The organism is Streptomyces flavusporus (genome assembly GCF_046267975.1).
In the GTDB taxonomy this organism is placed as follows: Bacteria; Actinomycetota; Actinomycetes; order Streptomycetales; family Streptomycetaceae; genus Streptomyces; species Streptomyces flavusporus.
The window spans coordinates 4,985,332-5,005,596 of sequence record NZ_CP176503.1 but is presented as its reverse complement, the minus strand read 5'-3'; the positions used below and the strand labels follow the sequence as shown (position 1 = coordinate 5,005,596).

Here is a 20,265-nt window from a genome sequence, read left to right as displayed (position 1 = left end):
CCATGGGAGATCTTGAGATACGAGCCGCAGTCGCCGACGACATCCCCGCAATCGTCGGCATGCTCGCGGACGACCCACTGGGTGCCCGGCGCGAGTCACCGGACAACCTGGCCCCGTACCTCGCGGCGCTGGAGCGGCTCAGCGCGGACCCGAACCAGCATCTGATGGTCGCTGTTCGCGAGGGCGGCGTGGTCGGCACGCTCCAGCTCACGATCGTTCCCGGGCTGTCCAGGCGCGGCGCCACCAGGTCGATCATCGAAGGCGTACGGATTCATGCCGATGAGCGCGGCAGCGGGCTGGGCACCCAGCTCATTCAGTGGGCTATCGATGAATCCCGGAACCAGGACTGCCAGTTGGTACAACTGACCTCCGACTCCTCACGTACGGACGCCCACCGCTTCTACGAACGGCTTGGATTCACGGCGTCCCACGTGGGCTTCAAGCTCGCGCTCTGAACGAACGAGGGCTGTGTTTCACGTGAAACACAGCCCTCCTCATGTCGCGGGACGGTGACGCTACCTGATCCCCCGCCACCCCTCCGGGTCCACTCCGCCCGGCACTTCCGCGTTCTCGTCGTACGGCTGACGCGTGAACACGAACGAACCGAGGTCCAGATGACTCACGGACCCGTCCGGGCGGCGCACCGTCCGCAGAAGTTCTCCGGCGTAGTAGCCCTCCAGGCCCGTCCAGGTGCCGTCACCATTGGACCGGAAGCGCGAACGGCGGCCATTGCCAGACAGTGGCTCCAGCGACACACCTCCGTCGCCGGTCAGCCGCAGGGCAAACGCGTAAGTCCCCCAGTACCACTGCCCCGCCAACTCCAGGACGGAAGTGTCCACGTCCGGCAGCGGGCGCCATGGTTCGGGAATCCGCGGTTCTGCCTCGGCCACGATACGCACGAGATCCGCACCCACGGCGGCCAACAGCGGACCGGAGGTGCAGTTGGCCAGCACCACCACCGCGACGTCGTCCGCCACGCTGATGGTGAGGTTCGCCAGGAAGCCCGGCAGCGACCCGGAGTGGCCGACGAGCAGACGCCCGTCACGGTGCTGAATCTGGAGCCCGAGCCCGTAGGTGACCCCGTCCGCGACATCAGCGGCCTCTGCCGGCGCAGCGGGCATCCGCATCTCCCGTACAGTCTCCGCGCTCAGCACCCGATCGTCGCCCTGCGCGAGGAAGACCGCGAATCTGGCCAAGTCTCCCGTGGTGGACCAGAGTTGACCGGCCGGGGCCATCCGGCCGAGATCCTCCGCAGGCTCCGGCAGCAGCACATCGGCCCAGGGATGCACCGCCCAGCCGCCCGCGTGCGGGGCTGACGGCTGTGCGCTCGTTCGGTTGAGGCCCAGGGGTTCGAGCACTTCGCGCCGGAGTACCTCCTCCCAGGAAGCCCCGCGCAGCTGCTCAACCAGGGCACCCAACAGCGTGTAGCCGGGGTTCGAATAGTGGAACCGGCGCCCGATCGGATGCAGGAAAGGATCATCGCCGAGCACATCGGCCAGCTCCGGACGCAGCGACCCCGGGCTGCGCTCCCACCACGGGGCGGGTGATTCGGCGGCCAGACCACTGATGTGCGCCAGCAGTTCGGCGATGGTGGCCACGCCATGTCGACGAACCGGCTGTAATGCCCCTGGAAGGCCACCGTGACCGTCGCCGTGGGCCCGTTGCGGTGCTTGGCCACGATCAGGTCGGCCTCGCCCGAGCGGGCCGACTCCTTCTCGTACGCGTCCTCGCGGTGCAGCAGGATCACCATGTCCGCGTCCTGCTCGATCGAGCCGGACTCGCGCAGCTCGCTGATCTGCGGACGCTTGTCGGTGCGCTGCTCCGGGCCGCGGTTGAGCTGCGAGAGCGCGATGATCGGGATCTCCAGCTCCTTGGCCAGCAGCTTCAGGTTGCGGGAGATGTCGGAGACCTCCTGCTGCCGGTTCTCCGCGCGGCGGCCGGCACCGGACTGCATCAGCTGCAGGTAGTCCACGATCAGCAGGTCCAGGCCGCCCTTGGCCTGCTTGATGCGCCGGGCCCGCGAGCGGATCTCGGTGAGCGACAGGTTCGGGGAGTCGTCCACGATCAGCGGGGCGCCCTCGATGGCGGGCGTGCGCTTGGCCATGCGGGTCAGGTCGTCCTCGGTCACCGTCCCGGACCGGATGTGGTGCAGCGCGACCCGGGACTCGGCGCTGTAGAGGCGCTGGGTGATCTCGGAGCGGCCCATCTCAAGGGAGAAGAACGCCGAGGTCAGGCCGTTCTTGATGGAGGCCGCGCGGGCGATGTCCAGGGCGAGCGTCGACTTGCCCATGGCCGGGCGGGCGCCGATGACGATGAGCTGCCCGGGCTGCAGGCCGTTGGTCATCGCGTCCAGGTCGACGAAGCCGGTCGGCACGCCGGTCATCTTGCCGGTGCCCTTGATCCGGGCGTCGAGCTGGTCCCAGAAGTCGGGGACGTCCTCGCGCACGTACGCGTAGCCGGCGGTCTGCTCGCGGGTCGCCAGAGCGTCGAGGACCTCGGCCTCCACCGCGCTGCGGACGTCGTCGATGTCGCCCTCGCCGGAGTAGGCGACCTGCGCAATCCGGGTGCTGGCCTCGATCAGGCGGCGGCGCACGGCCCGCTCGTGGACGATCTCGGCGTAGTACGACGCGTTCGCCGCCGTCGGCACCGTCTGGACCAGGGTGTGCAGGTAGGAGGCCCCGCCGACCTTGGTGATGTCACCGCGCTTGGTCAGCTCGGCGGCCACCGTGATCGGGTCGACCGGCTCCCCCTTGCCGTAGAGGTACAGGATCGCGGCCTGGATCGTCTCGTGCGCGGGACGGTAGTAGTCGCGCTGCTGTAGCGGGGTGTCGAGGACGTCGGCGATGGCGTCCTTGCTCAGCAGCTGGCCGCCGAGCGCCGACTGCTCGGCGTCGATGTCGTGCGGCGGGACCCTTTCGAAGGACGAACCTCCGCCGTACCGGCTGTGCAGAAGAAAAACTTTCCCAGTCGGCCCAAGATCGCTTCGAACTGTGTACGACAGCACACACCGCGAGACGAAAAGTAAGGGGCGCTATTGCTTTGCATCTCTTACCTGTGGACGATTAGATTGGTGCTCATGACACAGGCTCCCGCGCCCCTCAAGGCCGTCCGACGCCGGCACGATCGAGAGATCATCTCGCTGGCCGTCCCCGCCTTCGGCGCACTGGTCGCCGAGCCCCTCTTCGTACTCGCCGACAGCGCTATCGTCGGCCACCTCGGTACGGCGCAGCTCGCCGGCCTCGGCGTCGCCTCCGCCCTTCTCACCACCGCGGTCAGCATCTTCGTCTTCCTCGCTTACGCCACCACAGCGGCCGTGGCCCGGCGCGTGGGCGCAGGCGAACTCCCTGCAGCCATCCGCCAGGGCATGGACGGCATCTGGCTGGCATTGCTGCTCGGCGCCGGTGTCATCGCCATCGTCCTGCCCATGGCCCCGTTCCTCGTGGAACTCTTCGGCGCCTCCGACACGGCGGCCCCGTACGCGACCACCTATCTGCGGATCTCTGCCCTCGGCATACCCGCGATGCTCGTCGTACTCGCCGCGACCGGTGTCCTGCGTGGCCTGCAAGACACCAGGACACCGCTCTATGTCGCCGTCGCGGGCTTCGTCGCCAACGCTGTCCTCAACGCGGGCCTCGTCTACGGCGCCGGCCTCGGCATCGCGGGCTCCGCCTGGGGCACCGTGATCGCTCAGTGGGGCATGGCCGCGGTCTATCTCGTGGTTGTCGTCCGCGGGGCCCGAAGGCACGGCGCCTCTCTGCGTCCCGACGTCGCCGGGATCAAGGCGTCCGCACAGGCCGGCGTACCGCTGCTGGTCCGCACGCTCTCACTGCGGGCGATCCTGATGATCGCCACGGCCGTCGCGGCTCGCCTCGGTGACGCCGATATCGCTGCGCACCAGATCATCCTGTCCCTGTGGAGCCTGCTTGCCTTCGCGCTCGATGCCATCGCGATCGCCGGACAAGCCATCATCGGACGCTATCTCGGTGCCAATGATGCCGAGGGAGCCCGCGACGTCTGCCGCCGTATGGTGCAGTGGGGCATCGTGGTCGGCCTCGCACTCGGCGTCCTGGTCGTGGTGAGCCGCCCGGCCTTCCTCCCCCTGTTCACGAGCGACTCCGCCGTGAAGGACGCCGCACTCCCCGCCCTGCTGGTAGTGGCGCTCTCCCAACCGCTCTGCGGCGTGGTTTTCGTCTTGGACGGCGTCCTCATGGGCGCTGGCGACGGGCCTTACCTTGCCTGGGCAATGCTCCTCACCCTGGCCGTCTTCACGCCCGTGGCGCTCTTCGTCCCCACCCTCGGCGGCGGGCTCACCGCGCTCTGGATCGCCATGACGCTGATGATGACGATTCGGATGCTCACGCTGTGGATCCGCGCCCGCTCGGGACACTGGCTCGTCACGGGCGCCACGCGCTGAGCGAGCCGCGAGGAGATGCGCCCGTTCTGCTCGGTTTCACGTGAAACACAGCAGCGTTTGACGGTGTTTCACGTGAAACACGCCGCCATGCCCCGGACATACCAGTGGGGCCGCACCCCAAAGGGTGCGGCCCCACTGACTGCTTCAGCGAGCGCAGCGCTTACGCAGCGATGACCTCGATGTTGACCTTGGCGGCCACCTCGGGGTGCAGACGCACGGACGTCTCGTGAGCGCCCAGCGTCTTGATCGGAGAGCCGAGCTCGATACGACGCTTGTCGACCTCGGGGCCGCCAGCGGCCTTGATCGCCGAGGCGATGTCGGCCGGGGTGACGGAACCGAAGAGACGGCCAGCCTCGCCAGAGCGGACGGCCAGACGGACCTTCACACCCTCGAGCTGGGCCTTGACCTGGTTGGCCTGCTCGATGGTCTGGATCTCGTGGATCTTGCGAGCACGACGAATCTGCTCGACATCCTTCTCGCCACCCTTGGTCCAGCGGATAGCGAACTTCCGCGGGATGAGGTAGTTGCGAGCATAACCGTCCTTGACGTCAACGACGTCGCCCGCGGCGCCGAGGCCGGAGACCTCGTGGGTGAGGATGATCTTCATGTCTTGGTCACCCTTCCCTTAGCGCGCAGTGGAGGTGTAGGGCAGCAGCGCCATCTCACGGCTGTTCTTGACGGCCGTGGCGACATCACGCTGGTGCTGCGTGCAGTTGCCGGTCACGCGGCGGGCACGGATCTTGCCGCGGTCGGAAATGAACTTCCGCAGCATGTTCGTGTCCTTGTAGTCCACGTACGTGACCTTGTCCTTGCAGAAAGCGCAGACCTTCTTCTTCGGCTTGCGCACAGGCGGCTTCGCCATGGTGTTTCTCCTGTGTGATCAAGAAGTTTGGGTACGACCCACCCTTGAAGCCGTACGGCTCAGAAGGGGGGCTCGTCCGAGTAGCCGCCGCCGCTGCCGCCGGAGCCACCGCCCCAGCCGCCGCCACCCTGCTGGCCACCGGCGGGTGCGCCGGTCGCCCACGGGTCTTCGGCAGGAGCGCCGCCACCCTGCTGACCGCCACCGGGGCCACCGCCCCAGCCGCCGCCCTGCTGGCCGGCACCGCCGCCGTAACCGCCCTGGCCACCACGACCGGTGGTCTTGGTGACCTTGGCCGTGGCGTTGCGCAGGCTGGGGCCGACTTCCTCGACGTCCAGCTCGAAGACCGTGCGCTTGACACCCTCACGGTCCTCGTAGGACCGCTGCTTCAGCCGGCCCTGCACGACAACGCGCATGCCTCGCTGGAGCGACTCGGCGACGTTCTCCGCCGCCTGACGCCAGACCGAGCAGGTCAGGAAGAGGCTTTCGCCGTCCTTCCACTCATTCGTCTGGCGGTCGAAGGTGCGGGGGGTGGACGCGACACGGAACTTCGCGACCGCCGCACCGGACGGGGTGAAGCGCAGCTCGGGGTCATCGACAAGATTGCCGACGACCGTGATGACGGTCTCGCCTGCCATGGGGGAACCTCTCGGCGGGTGTGCTGCTGGCTGCTTGTGCTGCTACTCGAATCCCGAGATCAGCTGAGCGGAAGAGCTCAGTGGGTCTCGGGACGGAGGACCTTGGTCCGGAGGACCGACTCGTTCAGGTTCATCTGGCGGTCGAGCTCCTTGACGACCGCAGGGTCGGCCTGCAGGTCGATGACCGAGTAGATGCCCTCGGGCTTCTTCTTGATCTCGTACGCGAGACGACGACGGCCCCAGGTGTCGACCTTCTCGACCTTTCCGCCACCGTCACGGACGACAGAAAGGAAGTTCTCGATCAGCGGGGAGACAGAGCGCTCCTCGAGATCGGGGTCGAGGATGACCATCACCTCGTAGTGACGCATGTGGAACCCACCTCCTTTGGACTCAGCGGCCACGGTCGTTCCGTGGCAGGAGGGTTGTGATGCGTACGCAACGGTATCGGCCGCCACTGACAATCGGGGACCCGATCGGGCTTCCCGGCTGCGGCCTGGGCAGACACCGGTGCAGAGGGTACAGAGTACCCGCACACCGGCTTCCGGTTGAAATCCGGCCGTGAGGACCGTCAATCTGTACACATCGGGTGTGTATGGCGCTACGATCCGCCGTCTTCCGCAGGAGGTGCCCCATGGCACAGGCATTGCGACCCAACACCGCCGGATCCCTTTTCGCCACGGACGACAGGCCCCACCCCGTCCAGGACGCCCTGCTCGCGGTGACCCTGGTACTCGGAGCGGTCTCCTTCATCACGGCGATGTCCCACAGCCTGCATCTGCTGAGCTCGTGGACCGGTCTGGTGGGAATCTTGACCGGCGCGTACGGGCTGTGGATCTCGGAAACGACCCGCGAACGCTCCGGACTGATCCTGGGCCTCGGCGCCTCGGCCATCGGCTTCTTCCTGGGCATGGCCCACGGTGGCCTCTTCGGCGGCCTCTCCTGACCGGCCGACACTGCACAAAGCCCCTCGGGGCACGCTGATCACCGCCCCGGCCGCGACAGGCCGGGGCGAAGTCCCGTGTGCCCAGTCGGGGCGCTCGCAGGGCGCAGTAGGCTTCGGCGCGAGAGCCGGAGCCCCTGTACCCATGGGGACACACCAGCCCGAGGAGCGCCCCGAATGAGCCTGACCCTGAGGACCATCAGTCGCGAGCAGCATCTGGCCTATATCCAGAGCCTGCCGTCGGCGAGTCACATGCAGGTCCCGGCCTGGGCGGACGTCAAAGCGGAATGGCGCTCGGAGAACCTCGGCTGGTTCGACGAGCGGACCGGCGAGCTGGTCGGTGCGGGCCTGGTTCTCTATCGCCAGCTTCCCAAGATCAAGCGCTACCTCGCCTATCTCCCCGAGGGTCCGGTCATCAACTGGTTCGCGCCGAATCTCGACGACTGGATTCAGCCGATGCTGGCGCACCTCAAGCAGCAGGGCGCCTTTTCCGTGAAGATGGGCCCGCCGGTGATCATCCGGCGCTGGGAGGCCTCGTCCATCAAGCAGGGCATCCAGAACCCCGACGTCAAGCGCCTGCGTGACATCGAGGCCGACTTCATCGAGCCGCGCGCCTTCGAGGTCGCCGACAAGCTGCGCCGCATGGGCTGGCAGCAGGGTGAGGACGGAGGCGCCGGCTTCGGCGACGTACAGCCTCGTTACGTCTTTCAGGTGCCGCTGGCGAACCGCTCGCTGGAAGAGGTGCACAAGAACTTCAACCAGCTGTGGCGCCGCAACATCAAGAAGGCCGAGAAGGCGGGTGTCGAGGTCGTCCAGGGCGGCTACCACGACCTCGAGGAGTGGCAGCGGCTGTACGAGATCACCGCTGTGCGCGACCACTTCCGGCCGCGCCCGCTGGCGTACTTCCAGCGCATGTGGACGGCCCTCAACACCGAGGACCCCAACCGCATGCGGTTGTACTTCGCCCGCCACAACGGCGTGAACCTGTCGGCGGCGACGATGCTGATCGTCGGCGGGCACGTCTGGTACTCCTATGGCGCCTCCGACAACATCGGCCGTGAGGTCCGGCCCTCGAACGCGATGCAGTGGCGGATGCTGCGCGACGCCTACGCGCTCGGTGCCACCGTCTACGACCTGCGCGGCATCTCCGACTCGCTGGACGAGACCGACCACCTCTTCGGCCTGATCCAGTTCAAGGTCGGCACGGGCGGGCAGGCCGCCGAATACCTCGGCGAGTGGGACTTCCCACTGAACAAGCTGCTCCACAAGGCGCTCGACATCTACATGTCGCGCCGCTGAGCCCCGGACGTTTGCTTCGATAGCTTCCACACCTCTGATACACCGCAGCCACGAGAAAGGTTCCAGGTCCGGCCATGGCGCTCACGCTCTACGTCGACACCGCGCGCTGGCGGGCGCACCACAAGCACGTGCAGGAGCAGTTCCCGGGGCTCGTCCCGGTCTGCAAGGGCAACGGCTACGGGTTCGGGCACGAGCGGCTGGCGGAGGAGGCCACGCGGCTGAGCGCGGACATCCTCGCCGTCGGCACGACGTACGAAGCCGCGCGCATCAAGGACTGGTTCGGCGGTGATCTGCTGGTGCTGACGCCGTACCGGCGCGGCGAGGAGCCGGTGCCGCTGCCCGACCGGGTCATCCGCTCGGTGTCGTCGGTGGACGGCGTGTACGGCCTCGTGGGCGCCCGTGTGGTCATCGAGGTGATGTCCTCGATGAAGCGGCACGGCATCAGCGAGCGGGACCTGCCGCAGCTGCACGCCGCCATAGAGAACGTCCGTCTCGAGGGCTTCGCGATCCACCTGCCGCTGGACCGCACCGACGGCTCGGACGCCGTCGAGGAGGTCATCGGCTGGATGGACCGCCTGCGTGCGGCCCGGCTGCCGCTGCACACGATGTTCGTCAGCCACCTCAAGGCGGACGAACTCGCCCGGCTGCAGCAGCAGTTCCCGCAGACCCGCTTCCGCGCCCGTATCGGCACGCGGCTGTGGCTGGGGGACCACGAGGCCACCGAGTACCGCGGCGCGGTCCTGGACGTCACCCGCGTCACCAAGGGCGACCGCTTCGGCTACCGGCAGCAGAAGGCGGCCTCCGACGGCTTCCTGGTGGTCGTGGCGGGCGGTACGTCGCACGGGGTGGGCCTGGAGGCCCCGAAGGCGCTGCACGGCGTCATGCCGCGCGCCAAGGGCGTCGCCCGGGCCGGCCTCGCCACGGTCAACCGGAATCTGTCGCCCTTTGTATGGGGCGGCAAGCAGCGCTGGTTCGCCGAGCCGCCGCACATGCAGGTGTCCATCCTGTTCGTACCGGCCGACGCCCCCGAACCCAATGTCGGCGACGAGCTGGTGGCTCATCTGCGGCATACGACGACGCAGTTCGACCGGCTTGTGGACAAGTAGGCCAACAGACTCTCTTCAAGCGAGTCTGTTCCCGGTGACAGAGTGAGATTGAGTCACTCTGCTGCCCGCCGGTGTACACAACGAGGTCTCACCAGGCCGGAGGGGCTTGCCGCAAATTCGCCTTGCGGCAAGCCCCTCCTCTTTCCTGCGCTCGTGTTCAGGCGGCTGCGTTGAGCAAAAGCGTCTCCAGTCGTGCCCCCGCGTTCCAGGCCGCGAAGAGTTCACGTGGCATGACGGTGATGCCGTGCCGGGCGGCGAGGACCAGTGCGCTCTTGGTGAACCGGCAAGTCACGGTGTAGAGCGCGATGTCGGCGCGGTGTTCGGGCCGTGCGGCTCCGATGAACTGCTGCATGTCGGCGGTGGTGACGGCGCGGTGGGCGGCCTGCCGCTTGCACTGGATCACCAGCCGCCTTCCGTCCGGCAGCAGGGCGATGACGTCCGCGCCCAGGTCGCCCTTTCCACCGGTGACGACGACATCCGTACAGCCGTCCCGACGGCACAGCTCAGCGACGCGCTGCTCGAACTGCTTCCAGCTCATGACGTCGACAGCGGGCATCAGACTCGCCAGTTCCGGCCGCGGCGTACCGGGCGCCGCCTCGTACAGGGTCGCTTTCATGGCGTCGACGTCCTCCCGAAGCCGGTTCACGTCGCGGCGCAGTTCCGAGCAGGTCTCGATCATCGCGTTCTGCATCGGGATGACGGTCCGGGACAGGATCGAGGAGACGGTGCGCTCGGTGATGCGGACGATCCGGGCGTCCAGGCTCTCCTCCCCGCTCGGCACGGTGGACAGGTTTTCCACAGGCTGTGGGCGGGCGTCCTGGGCGTCGTTGAGCAGCTCGTACCGCACCTGACGTGCGATGACGCTGTCGCGCAGCAGCATTCCGGTGTTCAGGATGGTGCGGCGTGTGAACAGGGCGAGGGAGCGGGCGCGGGACCGGATCCCACTGACTTGCTTGAAGTAAGTCAGTTGCGGGCCAGTCACTGTGTGATAGCCGTTCGATTCGAACTCATCCCGGTGGTCGTGAACCATCGCCCAGATGACGTTCCCACTTACCTCGTAGTACTCCGCGACCATGGCACTCGTCGCGTGCACCCCGTCCGGCAGCAGCCGGAGTTCCCCGACCCGCTCCAGGACGTCCGTCCGCTGCGCCATCTGGCTGCGTAGCGTCGGGGATTCGAGGAGTACGCCCTCGATGGCCTCCTTGTTGTCCTTCCACTGGGCGAAGACTTTCGGGTATGCCCCGCTCGCGTGGTCCGCGTGGTCTTCTTCGGCCGTCCTGGTGGACGACCAGCGCTGTTCGCTCACAGCGATCACCTCCGTAGCAGAAAGTAAGATCGACGGAGGCTCATCTGTGCGAGATTTGCACCGGTTCACTCATTGGTGGCGGAACGACCCGTTCTGCTGGAATGTGCACCCCACTGGACGTAGGAGCCGTCGTTCATGTGCGCAGTGTGGCGCGGGGGATGGGCCGCGGGGCCGAGCACGAACACGTCCTGCGCCCCGTCGAGCACCCCGCCCGAGGGATCGTCCCCGCCGGCCCGCCGCACCGGGTCCCGGTCCGGCATGAGGATGTCGCGCACCACCATGACGCACAGGTACAGAGTCCCCAGCAGGTGCACCCCGATCGCCCAGTGGTAGCCGTCGGTCGGCAGCCCCTTGTGGGCGTCACCGCTGGTCGTGTACGCGAGGTACAGCCAGATCCCCAGGAAGTACGCGACCTCACACGCCTGCCAGATCAGGAAGTCCCGCCATTTGGGCCGGGCCAGCGCGGCCAGGGGGACCAGCCACAGGACGTACTGCGGCGAGTAGACCTTGTTGGTGAGGATGAACGCCGCGACGATCAGGAAGGCGAGCTGGGCGAACCGCGGGCGGCGCGGCCCCGTGAACGTGAGCACGGCGATGCCGACGCAGCACAGCAGCATCAGGAGCGTGGCAAGGGTGTTGACGGTCTCGGTGCTGAGCGGGTCACTGGAGTTCTGGGCCATGATCAGCCAGAAGGACCCGAAGTCGACGCCCCGTTCCTGGCTGAACGTGTAGAACTTCGACCAGCCCTCGAAGGCGAAGAGCATCACAGGACCGTTGACCACCAGCCAGGCGACGGCCGCGCCTCCCAGCGCCTTGCCGAAGTCCCGCCATTTGCCGGCGCGCCAGCACAGCACGAACAGAGGTCCCAGCAGGAAGACAGGATAGAGCTTGGCGGCCGTGGCGAGCCCCAGGAGGACGCCGAAGGCGAGGGAGCGACCCCTGGACCACATCAGCATCGCCGCGGCCGTCAGGGCGACCGCCAGCAGGTCCCAGTTGATGGTGGCGGTCAGCGCGAAGGCGGGCGCCAGGGCGACCAGCAGGCCGTCCCAGGGGCGCCGGGCGTGGGTCCGGGTCACGCACACGGCGATGACGGCCGCACAGACCATCAGCATCCCGGCGTTGGCCATCCAGTACCACTGCTCCTGGTCCTGGATGCTGCCGCTGCCGGGCGTGAGCCAGGCGGCCACCTCCATGAACACACCGGTCAGCACCGGGTACTCGAGGTACTCCATGTCGCCGGGGAGCTTGTCGAAGTACGGCACGAGCCCATCGGCGAAACCGCGCCCGTTGTAGAGGTGCGGAATGTCCGAGTAGCACGCGTGCGTGTACTGCGAACTGGCGCCGAAGAACCAGCCGCCGTTGTAGCAGGGCGCCTTCTGGACCAGTCCGAGGACGAACATCCCGATCGCCACGAGAGCGATCACCCGTACGGGCATCCACCAGGACGTCCCGAGCAGGGCGCGCCGCCCGATGGGGCCGCCGATCAGCTCACTGCCGCTCGCAGCGACCTCGTCGGCCGTGGTGGGCCGCACCTGGTCCGGCTCATGCGCGCTCGCTTGCGTCGTTTCTGCACTGGGCATGGGGCACATCCTGCCGTATCCGGCTGGGAGTGCGCCGGGGCGGCCGTCGCACCTGATGGACGTATCGCACAGCGGAAGCACAGGAGTTTTTCAGCCACGCGACCCATCTCCCTGTTAAAAACGCTTTTTAGATCCAATTCCACAACAAAATGAGACCCCGGAATTGCCCGGATCACCGTCCTTGCGACGGAAATATGAAATCAGACGAACACTGCGCCACCGTCGAGACTGAGCCAGAAGAACAGGGCACCCTGGCGGAAATCACGATCACTGGGTTACTTTGATCCGGCCAGCAAGATCAAATCCGGTCGGCACGCCGATCTAGGAACAGCTAAGGGATGGTAATGAAGGCAAAGTATCTGCTCGCGGCCGCGCTCGTGAGCACGGTCGTCTTCACAATCGGCTCGGCCGGCACTGCCATGGCGGACAGCGCGCAGGATTGCCCCGACCAGTCCGCCTGCCTCTACTACAACTCCGACCTGGGTGGCGCGTCCGCCATTGACAACGGCGATGACATTGCCGACTACGGCACGTGGAAGTTCTACTACACCCAGTCGGGCACCGGCGGGCAGAACGGATACCTGCAGTACGTGAAGAACAACGCCGCCTCCATCAGCTCCGGAAATGACCCGGGTGGCTACCGCGTCTACTACAACAGCAACTACGCAGGCGTCTACCAGACGATCGGCGGCAACAGCTGGGCAAACCTGAACAGCCAGCTGAAGAACGAGAACGCGTCCGGTCGACACCTCTAGTCCAACCCGGCTGACCTCGTCAGCCACTGCACTGCCAGCGGCCCTTGGATTCCCCAAGGGCCGCTTTCCACTGCCATGAAGCCCTGGGAATGGACCATGCCCGCTCCAGAAAGAATCCGCCCCCGCATACGCGCCCGGATGAAAGACGCGTCGATCGGCCTTCTGCTGATCGCTTGCTGCGCCTGCACGGCTGACCAGAAGGAACCCCAGGCGTCGAAGCCCACGACGGTGCCGAAGATCACGACGGCAACGCGCATGACGCTGCCGATCGAGTCGTACATGTTCACTGACGCCCAGCGGCAGCGGATAGTCGCAGCGAAGGAACAGGTGATCACCGACTGTATGAAGCGCTTCGGCTTCACCTACGAGGCGCCCGCGCCGGAATCATCCTTCCAGCCCGAATCCATGACTGCTCTTCGCTATGGCGTCACCAGCGTCTCGGACGCGACGCGCTTCGGATACCGGCCCAAGGGAAGTGAGGAGGTCGCAGCCGCTGAAGCGACGCGGGCGCCGACGACAAAGACATTCAAGAAAATTCTTCAGGGCACCGGCAAGCCTTTCGCATACAAGAGCAAGAGTGTGCCGAAGGACGGCTGTGTCGGCGAAGCCCGACGAGCGCTGCACGACACGGAGAAGGACGGAGGCGGCGGGGACGCGGAAATCTCCAACGGCATCAACGCGGCAAGCTGGGACTACTCCTACAAGAGCAAGGAGGTACGGGCGGTCTTCAAGGAATGGTCGGCATGCATGAAGCAGGAGGATTACCGCTACACCGACCCAATAGCGGCCAACAACGACCCGGAATGGAAGCAGAGCACATCCGCCACGGAAGCGGAGAAGCGGGTGGCGACGGCCGACGCGAAGTGCAAGAAGGAGTACAACGTCGTAGGAACCTGGTATGCCTCCGACAAGACCTACCAGCAGAAGATGATCGCCGAGAACCTCAAGCAGCTCGAACCCGTGCAGCGGAAGATCAGCGCCCAGGTCCGCTTGGCCGGAGAAATACTGGGGAACTGACGCCGCATGGCAAGGGCCCCGGTCGTGTCATCGCATGACCGGGGCCCTTGCCACGTACGCCTCAGGCGTCAGCTCTCCGTACCCCCGAAGATGCCCCCTCCGTTGCCGTTGCCGTTGCCGTTGCCGCTGTCCCCGCCCGTATCCGTAGGCGTCGGTGATGTGGTCACACCGCCGTCCGTGCCTCCGACATCGGCACCGCCGTTGTCGTTGCCTCCATCGGTTTCTTCACAGCCGAAGAAGCCGCAGGTCTCCGTCACCGAAGGGGTGGGAGTGATCAGCGACTCGCTGGGCGTCGGGGTCGGCGTCGGGCTCTCCTCCTCCTCGGTCTCGGTGACCGTGGGAGTGGGGGTCGGGGGCGGAACGTCGTTGACCACCTCGCCAATGGGCTCGGGGGTCGGGAACTTCTCGGCCTTCTCGCCCTTCAGCGCCTGCTCCATGTAGTCGTGCCAGATCTGGGCAGGGAACGAGGCACCGTGAATCGACTCCTGTCCACCCGTTCCGTACATCTCGAGGAACGTGCGGTTCTTCATGGTCTCGTCGTCGGGATACCGGAACATGCTGATCGCGGTCGACAACTGCGGGGTGTAGCCGACGAACCAGGCCGACTTGTTGCCGTCGGTGGTACCGGTCTTGCCGGCCACCTCACGACCCGTCAGCTGGGCGTTGGTACCCGTACCGTCCTCGACCACGGTCTTCAGCACGTCGGTGACGTTGTCGGCCACCTGCGAGCTGAAGGCCTGCTCGGCCTTGTCCTCGTGCTCGAAGAGCGTGCCGTCCTTGTCTGTGACCTTCGTGACGGAGAACGGATCACGCTGCTTGCCGCTCGACGCGAGGGTGGCGTACGAGCCCGCCATGCGGATCGCGCTGGGGTCGGAGGTACCGATCGAGAACGTCGGGTAGTCGGTGCCCGACAGGCTGCTCTCCAGGATGCCCGCGTCCAGGGCGGCCTCCTTGACCTTGTCCAGACCGACATCCATGCCGAGTTGGACGAAGGCAGAGTTCGCCGAGACCCTCATCGCCTCACGGAGGTCGATCTGGTAGTTCGGCGGGCTGCCCTCCGACTTGTCACCGTCGTTGACCTGCAGCCACTCCTCACCCTTCTCGTTCCGCCAGACCGACCCGTCGTAGTCCTTGATCTTGAGCTTGTTCTTGCCGCTGTACAGGCTCTTCGGGGACACCTTGGTCCGCTCGTCCTGTGCCTGCACCTCTTCCAGATCCGGATCGCGCACGCCCCACTTCATCGCCGCCGCCAGCACGAACGGCTTGAACGTCGAACCGACCTGGGCACCGGTCTGGTCGGCGTTGTTGGTGAAGTGCTTGGTCGCGTCCTCACCGCCGTAGATGGCCACGATGGCGCCTGTGTCCGGGTCCACGGAGGCTCCGCCGAACTGGACGTGCGTGTCCGTCTCGGGCCGTTCCTTGGGCTTGATGTTCGCCTTTTGGACCTTCTTCACCGCGGTCTCGAGCTCCTTGACCTTCTTCTTGTCGAAGGTCGTGTAGATCGAGAGCCCGCCCTCCCGCAGCTTCCGCTCGGTGACGCCGGTCGTGTCGCTGTTGTTGACGAGGTAGGCGTTGGCCAGGTCGACGAGATAGCCGATCTGGCCGCTCAGCGCGGTGTTGAAGCGTGGGTTCTGGACCTTGGGAAGCTTCGTGTGCTTGGCACGTTCAGCGGCGTCCAGGTGGCCGTACTCGACCATCTTGCCCAGGGTGTCCTGCATCTGGCGCAGTGCCCGCTTCTGGTTGGCCTCGGGGGTGGCACCGACCGGGTCGATGGACCGCGCGCCCGCCGGGTCGTAGTACGTGGCGCCCTTGAGCGTGGCCGCCAGGAACGCGCACTCGCCCGCGTTCAGCTCGATGGCGTCCTTGTTGAAGTACGCGCGCGCGGCGGCCTGGATGCCGTAGGCGTTGCGGCCGTAGTAGGCGGAGTTCAGGTAGCCCTCCATGATCTCGTCCTTGTCGACCGAGGCGCCCACCTTGATGGAGACGAACAGCTCCTTGAACTTACGGGTGATCGTCTGCGTCTGGTCGTCCAGCATCGCGTTCTTCACGTACTGCTGGGTGATGGTCGAGCCGCCCTGCGTGTTGCCGCCCCGAGCCATGTTGTACACGGCTCGTGCGATGCCCATCGGGTCGATGCCGCTGTCGGTCAGGAAGGTCTTGTTCTCCTGGGAGATGACGGCGTTCTGCATGTCCTTCGGGATCTGCGACAGGTTGATGATCTGCCGGTTCGTCTCGCCGCCCGTCGACACCATCTCGGTGTCGTCCGCCCAGTAGTAGACGTTGTTCTGCGCCTTCGCGGTGTCCGCGACGTTCGGCACGCCCACCATGGCGTATCCGATGCCGGCCACGGCCACCAGGCTGCCGAAGAAGGCAAGGCACAGCCCGGAGACCAGCTTCCAGGAGGGCACCCAGCGGCGCCAGCCGTACCGTCCCGCGCGCGGATAGTCGACGAGCCGTTTTCTGCCGGGGGCCTCCGCGCGCCCACGCCCCGGTCCGTTCGGACCGCCGGGGCCGGCACGTCGGCTTCCCCGGCCGGGGTCCGCCGCTCTGCGGCGGCCACCAGCGCTTCTCTGTGTTGCGCGCCGGGCCTCGGCGCGGCCGCCGTACGGCCGCTCTTCGCCTCCCGGCCCGGGGGAACCCGACCCGTAAGAGTCGGATGGGGACCCGGTGGCGCCTCGCGGTGCCGCACGGCGGCCGGAGGACGCACCGGACTGGCCGCGTCGGGCCGCGGCACGTCCGCCTTCCTGCGGCTGCGGCGGTTTGCGACGGTGCTCGCTCATCGAACGACTACTCCTAGGGCAGGCGCACCCTGGCGCGCCTGGAAACGGCGGCTGGTTTCCGGTCCCCCCGAAGTACGGATGTGGTCGGTTCCGCATTCACCCGTACTGCACCGAGGACGAGGACGCCCCCAGACGCAACTCGGTTCCCGGTGGTGTGCATGCCGCACAGACTACGCAGCCACAAAACCGACCTAGCCCTGAAGTTCACCCCAAATCAGGCAACTTACTTGCAACGAATCAGTGATGTGATCCCGTTCACCGTCCACGCTCTTGTCGCATCCACAACACCGTTCTATCGTGCTGATGTATCGAGTCGATACATCAGCACGGCATAAAGACCGTGACGGCCCGACCGCAGCAGAGAGGGGGCGACGATGAGCCGGCGTTCCGGGATCCTCGAGTTCGCCGTACTCGGCCTGCTCCGCGAGTCACCGATGCACGGCTACGAGCTGCGCAAACGACTCAATACGTCACTGGGCGTGTTCCGTGCGTTCAGCTACGGGACGCTCTATCCCTGCCTCAAGACGCTGGTGGCCAACGGCTGGTTGATCGAGGAACCGGGGAACACATCCGAGGACGCCCTCGCCGCCCCACTGACCGGACGCCGCGCCAAGATCGTCTATCGGCTGACGGCGGAAGGTAAGGAGCACTTCGAGCAGCTGCTCGCGCAGACGGGCCCCGACGCGTACGAGGACGAGCACTTCGCCGCCCGGTTCGCCTTCTTCGGCCAGACCTCCCGTGACGTACGCATGCGCGTACTGGAGGGCCGCCGCAGCCGGCTGGAGGAGCGGCTGGAGAAGATGCGGGCCTCCCTGGCCCGCACCCGGGAGCGCCTCGACGACTACACCCTTGAGCTCCAGCGCCACGGAATGGAGTCCGTGGAGCGCGAAGTGCGCTGGCTGAACGAGCTCATCGAGAGCGAGCGGGCCGGGCGGGACCTTCGTGGTTCCGCCACCGGGGGGCCCGCTCAGCAGGACACCACATCTGGAGCGTCGGGCGACCTGCCCCGGCCCGGGGACACCTCCCGGCCGGATTCGCCCGACGACACCGCCATGTGAGGTTCCCGTCAGGGCCTCACCGAGTACACACAGGGAGCAACCGGAATGGGTTCGGTTCGCGTAGCCATCGTCGGCGTCGGCAACTGCGCCGCGTCGCTGGTGCAGGGAGTCGAGTACTACAAGGACGCCGACCCGGCGTCCAAGGTCCCCGGCCTGATGCACGTCCAGTTCGGTGACTACCACGTTCGTGACGTGGAGTTCGTCGCCGCGTTCGATGTCGACGCGAAGAAGGTCGGCCTCGACCTCGCGGACGCCATCGGCGCCTCCGAGAACAACACCATCAAGATCTGCGACGTGCCGAACACCGGTGTGACCGTCCAGCGCGGCCACACCCTCGACGGCCTCGGCAAGTACTACCGCGAGACCATCGAGGAGTCCGCCGAGGAGCCGGTCGACATCGTCCAGGTCCTCAAGGACAAGCAGGTCGACGTCCTCGTCTGCTACCTGCCCGTCGGCTCCGAGGACGCGGCGAAGTACTACGCCCAGTGCGCCATCGACGCCAAGGTCGCCTTCGTCAACGCCCTCCCGGTCTTCATCGCCGGCACCAAGGAGTGGGCGGACAAGTTCACCGAGGCCGGCGTCCCGATCGTCGGCGACGACATCAAGTCGCAGGTGGGCGCCACGATCACGCACCGCGTCATGGCGAAGCTGTTCGAGGACCGGGGCGTCATCCTGGACCGCACGATGCAGCTGAACGTCGGCGGCAACATGGACTTCAAGAACATGCTCGAGCGCGAGCGCCTGGAGTCCAAGAAGATCTCCAAGACGCAGGCCGTCACCTCGCAGATCCCCGACCGGGAGCTCGGCGAGAAGAACGTCCACATCGGCCCGTCCGACTACGTCGCCTGGCTCGACGACCGCAAGTGGGCGTACGTCCGCCTCGAGGGCCGCGCCTTCGGTGACGTTCCGCTGAACCTGGAGTACAAGCTGGAGGTCTGGGACTCCCCGAACTCCGCCGGTGTCATCATCGACGCCCTGCGCGCCGCGAAGATCGCCAAGGACCGCGGCATCGGCGGCCCGATCCTCTCCGCGTCGAGCTACTTCATGAAGTCCCCGCCGGTCCAGTACTTCGACGACGAGGCACGCGAGAACGTCGAGAAGTTCATCAAGGGCGAGGTCGAGCGCTAAGTCGACCCCTTTCGCGGTCAGTTGAGGGTCCCCGGGGCACTTCCCCGGGGACCCTCCCCGTATGTGAGGCTGTGCCCATGGCCGTCGTGCGCGATCTGCGCATCCTGCTCCGATTCCGGGACTTCCGGCGCCTGCTCGCCGTACGGCTTCTCTCCCAGGGCGCCGACGGCGTCTACCAGGTCGGGCTCGCGACCTACGTCGTCTTCTCCCCGGAGAAGCAGACCTCGGCCGCCGCGATCGCCTCGGCCATGGCGGTGCTGCTCCTCCCGTACTCCCTGGTGGGCCCCTTCGCCGGCGTCCTGCTGGACCGCTGGCGTCGCCGGCAGGTCTTTCTGTACGGCAACCTGCTGCGCGCCCTGCTGGCGTCGGCGACGGCGGTGCTGATGCTCAGCCACGTCCCGGACTGGCTCTTCTACGTCTCCGCCCTGTGCGTCACCGCCGTGAACCGCTTCGTCCTCGCCGGCCTGTCCGCCGCGCTGCCCCGCGTGGTCGACAAGGACCGCCTGGTCATGGCCAACTCCCTGTCCCCGACGGCCGGTACCCTCGCCGCGACCGCGGGCGGCGGCCTCGCCTTCGTCGTACGGCTGCTGATCGCGGACTCGGATGCCGTCGTGGTACTGGTGGGCGCCGCGCTGTATCTGTGCTCGGCGCTGGCGTCCCTGCGCATCGCCCGGGACCTGCTGGGTCCGGACCGTGATCTGGTGCAGCCACGCCTGGCGGCGGCGCTCTCCGGAACCGCCCGTGATCTCGTGGCCGGAGTACGCCATCTCGCCGCGCCGATACGCCGGGACGCCGCCTGGGCGCTTGCGTCGATGACGCTGATGCGGTTCTGCTACGGCGCCCTGACGGTCATGCTGCTGATGCTCTGCCGGTACGCCCTGACCAGGAACACGGACGACGGACTCGCCCTGCTGGGGCTGGCGGTGGGAATCTCCGGCGCCGGCTTCTTCGCGGCGGCCGTGCTGACCCCCTGGGCCGCGGGACGGTTCGGCCCCGGACGCTGGATCGTCGTCTGCGCGGCATCCGCTGCCGTCCTGGAGCCCGCCCTCGGCCTCCCGTTCGCCACCGCCCCTGTCCTGGTCGCGGCCTTCGTCCTGGGCCTCACCACGCAGGGCGCAAAGATCTCCACGGACACGATCGTGCAGTCGTCGGTCGACGACGGCTTCCGCGGCCGGATCTTCTCCCTCTACGACGTCCTCTTCAACATCGCCTTCGTCGGCGCCGCCGGCATAGCTGCGCTGATGCTGCCGCCGGACGGGCGCTCGGTGCACCTGGTACTCACGGTGGCCGCGCTCTACGGAGCGGTTGCAGTGGCTATGGCCCGCTTTGAACTCCGGTAAGTGTCACACCAGTGCCACAGAGTCACGCCCGGCTGCGGAGTTGTC

General features: G+C 66.9%; 17 protein-coding genes and 2 pseudogenes. 10 read left to right on the top strand and 9 right to left on the bottom strand.

Annotated elements, in window-relative coordinates:
• Positions 1 to 2: 2 nt before the first annotated feature.
• On the top strand, positions 3 to 455 hold the full coding sequence (locus tag ACKTSN_RS23730) for a GNAT family N-acetyltransferase (RefSeq protein WP_409470957.1): 453 nt from the start codon (positions 3 to 5) through the stop codon (positions 453 to 455).
• 60 nt (positions 456 to 515) lie between these two features.
• Here ACKTSN_RS23730 and ACKTSN_RS23725 read toward each other — a convergent pair.
• A pseudogene (locus ACKTSN_RS23725) lies at positions 516 to 1,601 on the bottom strand (serine hydrolase domain-containing protein); the annotation flags it as partial.
• Between the two features lie 59 nt (positions 1,602 to 1,660).
• A pseudogene (gene dnaB / locus ACKTSN_RS23720) lies at positions 1,661 to 3,004 on the bottom strand (replicative DNA helicase); the annotation flags it as partial.
• A 72-nt stretch (positions 3,005 to 3,076) separates the two neighbouring features.
• Here dnaB and ACKTSN_RS23715 point away from each other — a divergent pair.
• Positions 3,077 to 4,414 (top strand): MATE family efflux transporter, encoded by a 1,338-nt coding sequence (locus tag ACKTSN_RS23715; RefSeq protein ID WP_409470956.1) that lies wholly within the window; start codon positions 3,077 to 3,079, stop codon positions 4,412 to 4,414.
• Positions 4,415 to 4,574: 160 nt separating this feature from the next.
• Here the strand turns inward: ACKTSN_RS23715 and rplI are convergent, their stop codons facing one another.
• From rplI to rpsF, 4 genes are all read right to left on the bottom strand, one after another.
• Positions 4,575 to 5,021 (bottom strand): 50S ribosomal protein L9, encoded by a 447-nt coding sequence (rplI, locus tag ACKTSN_RS23710; RefSeq protein WP_129798819.1) that lies wholly within the window; start codon positions 5,019 to 5,021, stop codon positions 4,575 to 4,577.
• An 18-nt stretch (positions 5,022 to 5,039) separates the two neighbouring features.
• A complete protein-coding gene (gene rpsR, locus ACKTSN_RS23705) occupies positions 5,040 to 5,276 on the bottom strand; it encodes a 30S ribosomal protein S18 (RefSeq protein WP_003949403.1) in 237 nt (78 codons plus the stop codon).
• Positions 5,277 to 5,335: 59 nt separating this feature from the next.
• On the bottom strand, positions 5,336 to 5,911 hold the full coding sequence (locus ACKTSN_RS23700) for a single-stranded DNA-binding protein (protein ID WP_409470955.1): 576 nt from the start codon (positions 5,909 to 5,911) through the stop codon (positions 5,336 to 5,338).
• A 77-nt stretch (positions 5,912 to 5,988) separates the two neighbouring features.
• On the bottom strand, positions 5,989 to 6,279 hold the full coding sequence (gene rpsF / locus ACKTSN_RS23695) for a 30S ribosomal protein S6 (protein WP_224737695.1): 291 nt from the start codon (positions 6,277 to 6,279) through the stop codon (positions 5,989 to 5,991).
• Between the two features lie 263 nt (positions 6,280 to 6,542).
• Here rpsF and ACKTSN_RS23690 point away from each other — a divergent pair, with 263 nt between their 5' ends.
• From ACKTSN_RS23690 to ACKTSN_RS23680, 3 genes are all read left to right on the top strand, one after another.
• A complete protein-coding gene (locus ACKTSN_RS23690; protein WP_409470954.1) occupies positions 6,543 to 6,854 on the top strand; it encodes a hypothetical protein in 312 nt (103 codons plus the stop codon).
• A gap of 174 nt (positions 6,855 to 7,028) precedes the next feature.
• The gene (gene femX / locus ACKTSN_RS23685) at positions 7,029 to 8,150 is read left to right on the top strand and encodes a peptidoglycan bridge formation glycyltransferase FemX (RefSeq protein ID WP_224737697.1); all 1,122 of its coding nucleotides are present in this window, start codon (positions 7,029 to 7,031) and stop codon (positions 8,148 to 8,150) included.
• A gap of 74 nt (positions 8,151 to 8,224) precedes the next feature.
• Positions 8,225 to 9,256: an alanine racemase gene (locus ACKTSN_RS23680; protein ID WP_409470953.1), complete on the top strand. Its 1,032-nt coding sequence runs from the start codon at positions 8,225 to 8,227 to the stop codon at positions 9,254 to 9,256.
• 157 nt (positions 9,257 to 9,413) lie between these two features.
• Here the strand turns inward: ACKTSN_RS23680 and ACKTSN_RS23675 are convergent, their stop codons facing one another.
• Together ACKTSN_RS23675 and ACKTSN_RS23670 are read right to left on the bottom strand one after the other, a co-directional pair.
• Positions 9,414 to 10,562, bottom strand: coding sequence for a restriction endonuclease (locus tag ACKTSN_RS23675; protein ID WP_409470952.1), 1,149 nt, complete (start codon positions 10,560 to 10,562; stop codon positions 9,414 to 9,416).
• A 65-nt stretch (positions 10,563 to 10,627) separates the two neighbouring features.
• Positions 10,628 to 12,151: a glycosyltransferase family 87 protein gene (locus ACKTSN_RS23670; RefSeq protein ID WP_409470951.1), complete on the bottom strand. Its 1,524-nt coding sequence runs from the start codon at positions 12,149 to 12,151 to the stop codon at positions 10,628 to 10,630.
• A 335-nt stretch (positions 12,152 to 12,486) separates the two neighbouring features.
• On the opposite strand from ACKTSN_RS23670, the gene ACKTSN_RS23665 reads away from it, so the two are divergent.
• Positions 12,487 to 12,897 (top strand): peptidase inhibitor family I36 protein, encoded by a 411-nt coding sequence (locus ACKTSN_RS23665; RefSeq protein WP_409470950.1) that lies wholly within the window; start codon positions 12,487 to 12,489, stop codon positions 12,895 to 12,897.
• Between the two features lie 75 nt (positions 12,898 to 12,972).
• Entirely contained in the window at positions 12,973 to 13,914 is a 942-nt protein-coding gene (locus tag ACKTSN_RS23660; RefSeq protein ID WP_409470949.1) for a hypothetical protein, read from the top strand.
• A gap of 68 nt (positions 13,915 to 13,982) precedes the next feature.
• Here the strand turns inward: ACKTSN_RS23660 and ACKTSN_RS23655 are convergent, their stop codons facing one another.
• On the bottom strand, positions 13,983 to 16,262 hold the full coding sequence (locus tag ACKTSN_RS23655; RefSeq protein WP_409470948.1) for a transglycosylase domain-containing protein: 2,280 nt from the start codon (positions 16,260 to 16,262) through the stop codon (positions 13,983 to 13,985).
• 806 nt (positions 16,263 to 17,068) lie between these two features.
• Between ACKTSN_RS23655 and ACKTSN_RS23650 the strand changes: the two genes are divergently transcribed.
• The 3 genes from ACKTSN_RS23650 (at position 17,069) to ACKTSN_RS23640 (ending at position 20,220) form a co-directional block, all read left to right on the top strand.
• Entirely contained in the window at positions 17,069 to 17,752 is a 684-nt protein-coding gene (locus ACKTSN_RS23650) for a PadR family transcriptional regulator (protein WP_129798826.1), read from the top strand.
• A gap of 45 nt (positions 17,753 to 17,797) precedes the next feature.
• Positions 17,798 to 18,880 (top strand): inositol-3-phosphate synthase, encoded by a 1,083-nt coding sequence (locus ACKTSN_RS23645; RefSeq protein ID WP_409470947.1) that lies wholly within the window; start codon positions 17,798 to 17,800, stop codon positions 18,878 to 18,880.
• Positions 18,881 to 18,957: 77 nt separating this feature from the next.
• Complete coding sequence (locus ACKTSN_RS23640; RefSeq protein WP_409470946.1) at positions 18,958 to 20,220, top strand: MFS transporter; 1,263 nt, start codon at positions 18,958 to 18,960, stop codon at positions 20,218 to 20,220.
• Positions 20,221 to 20,265 lie beyond the last annotated feature (45 nt).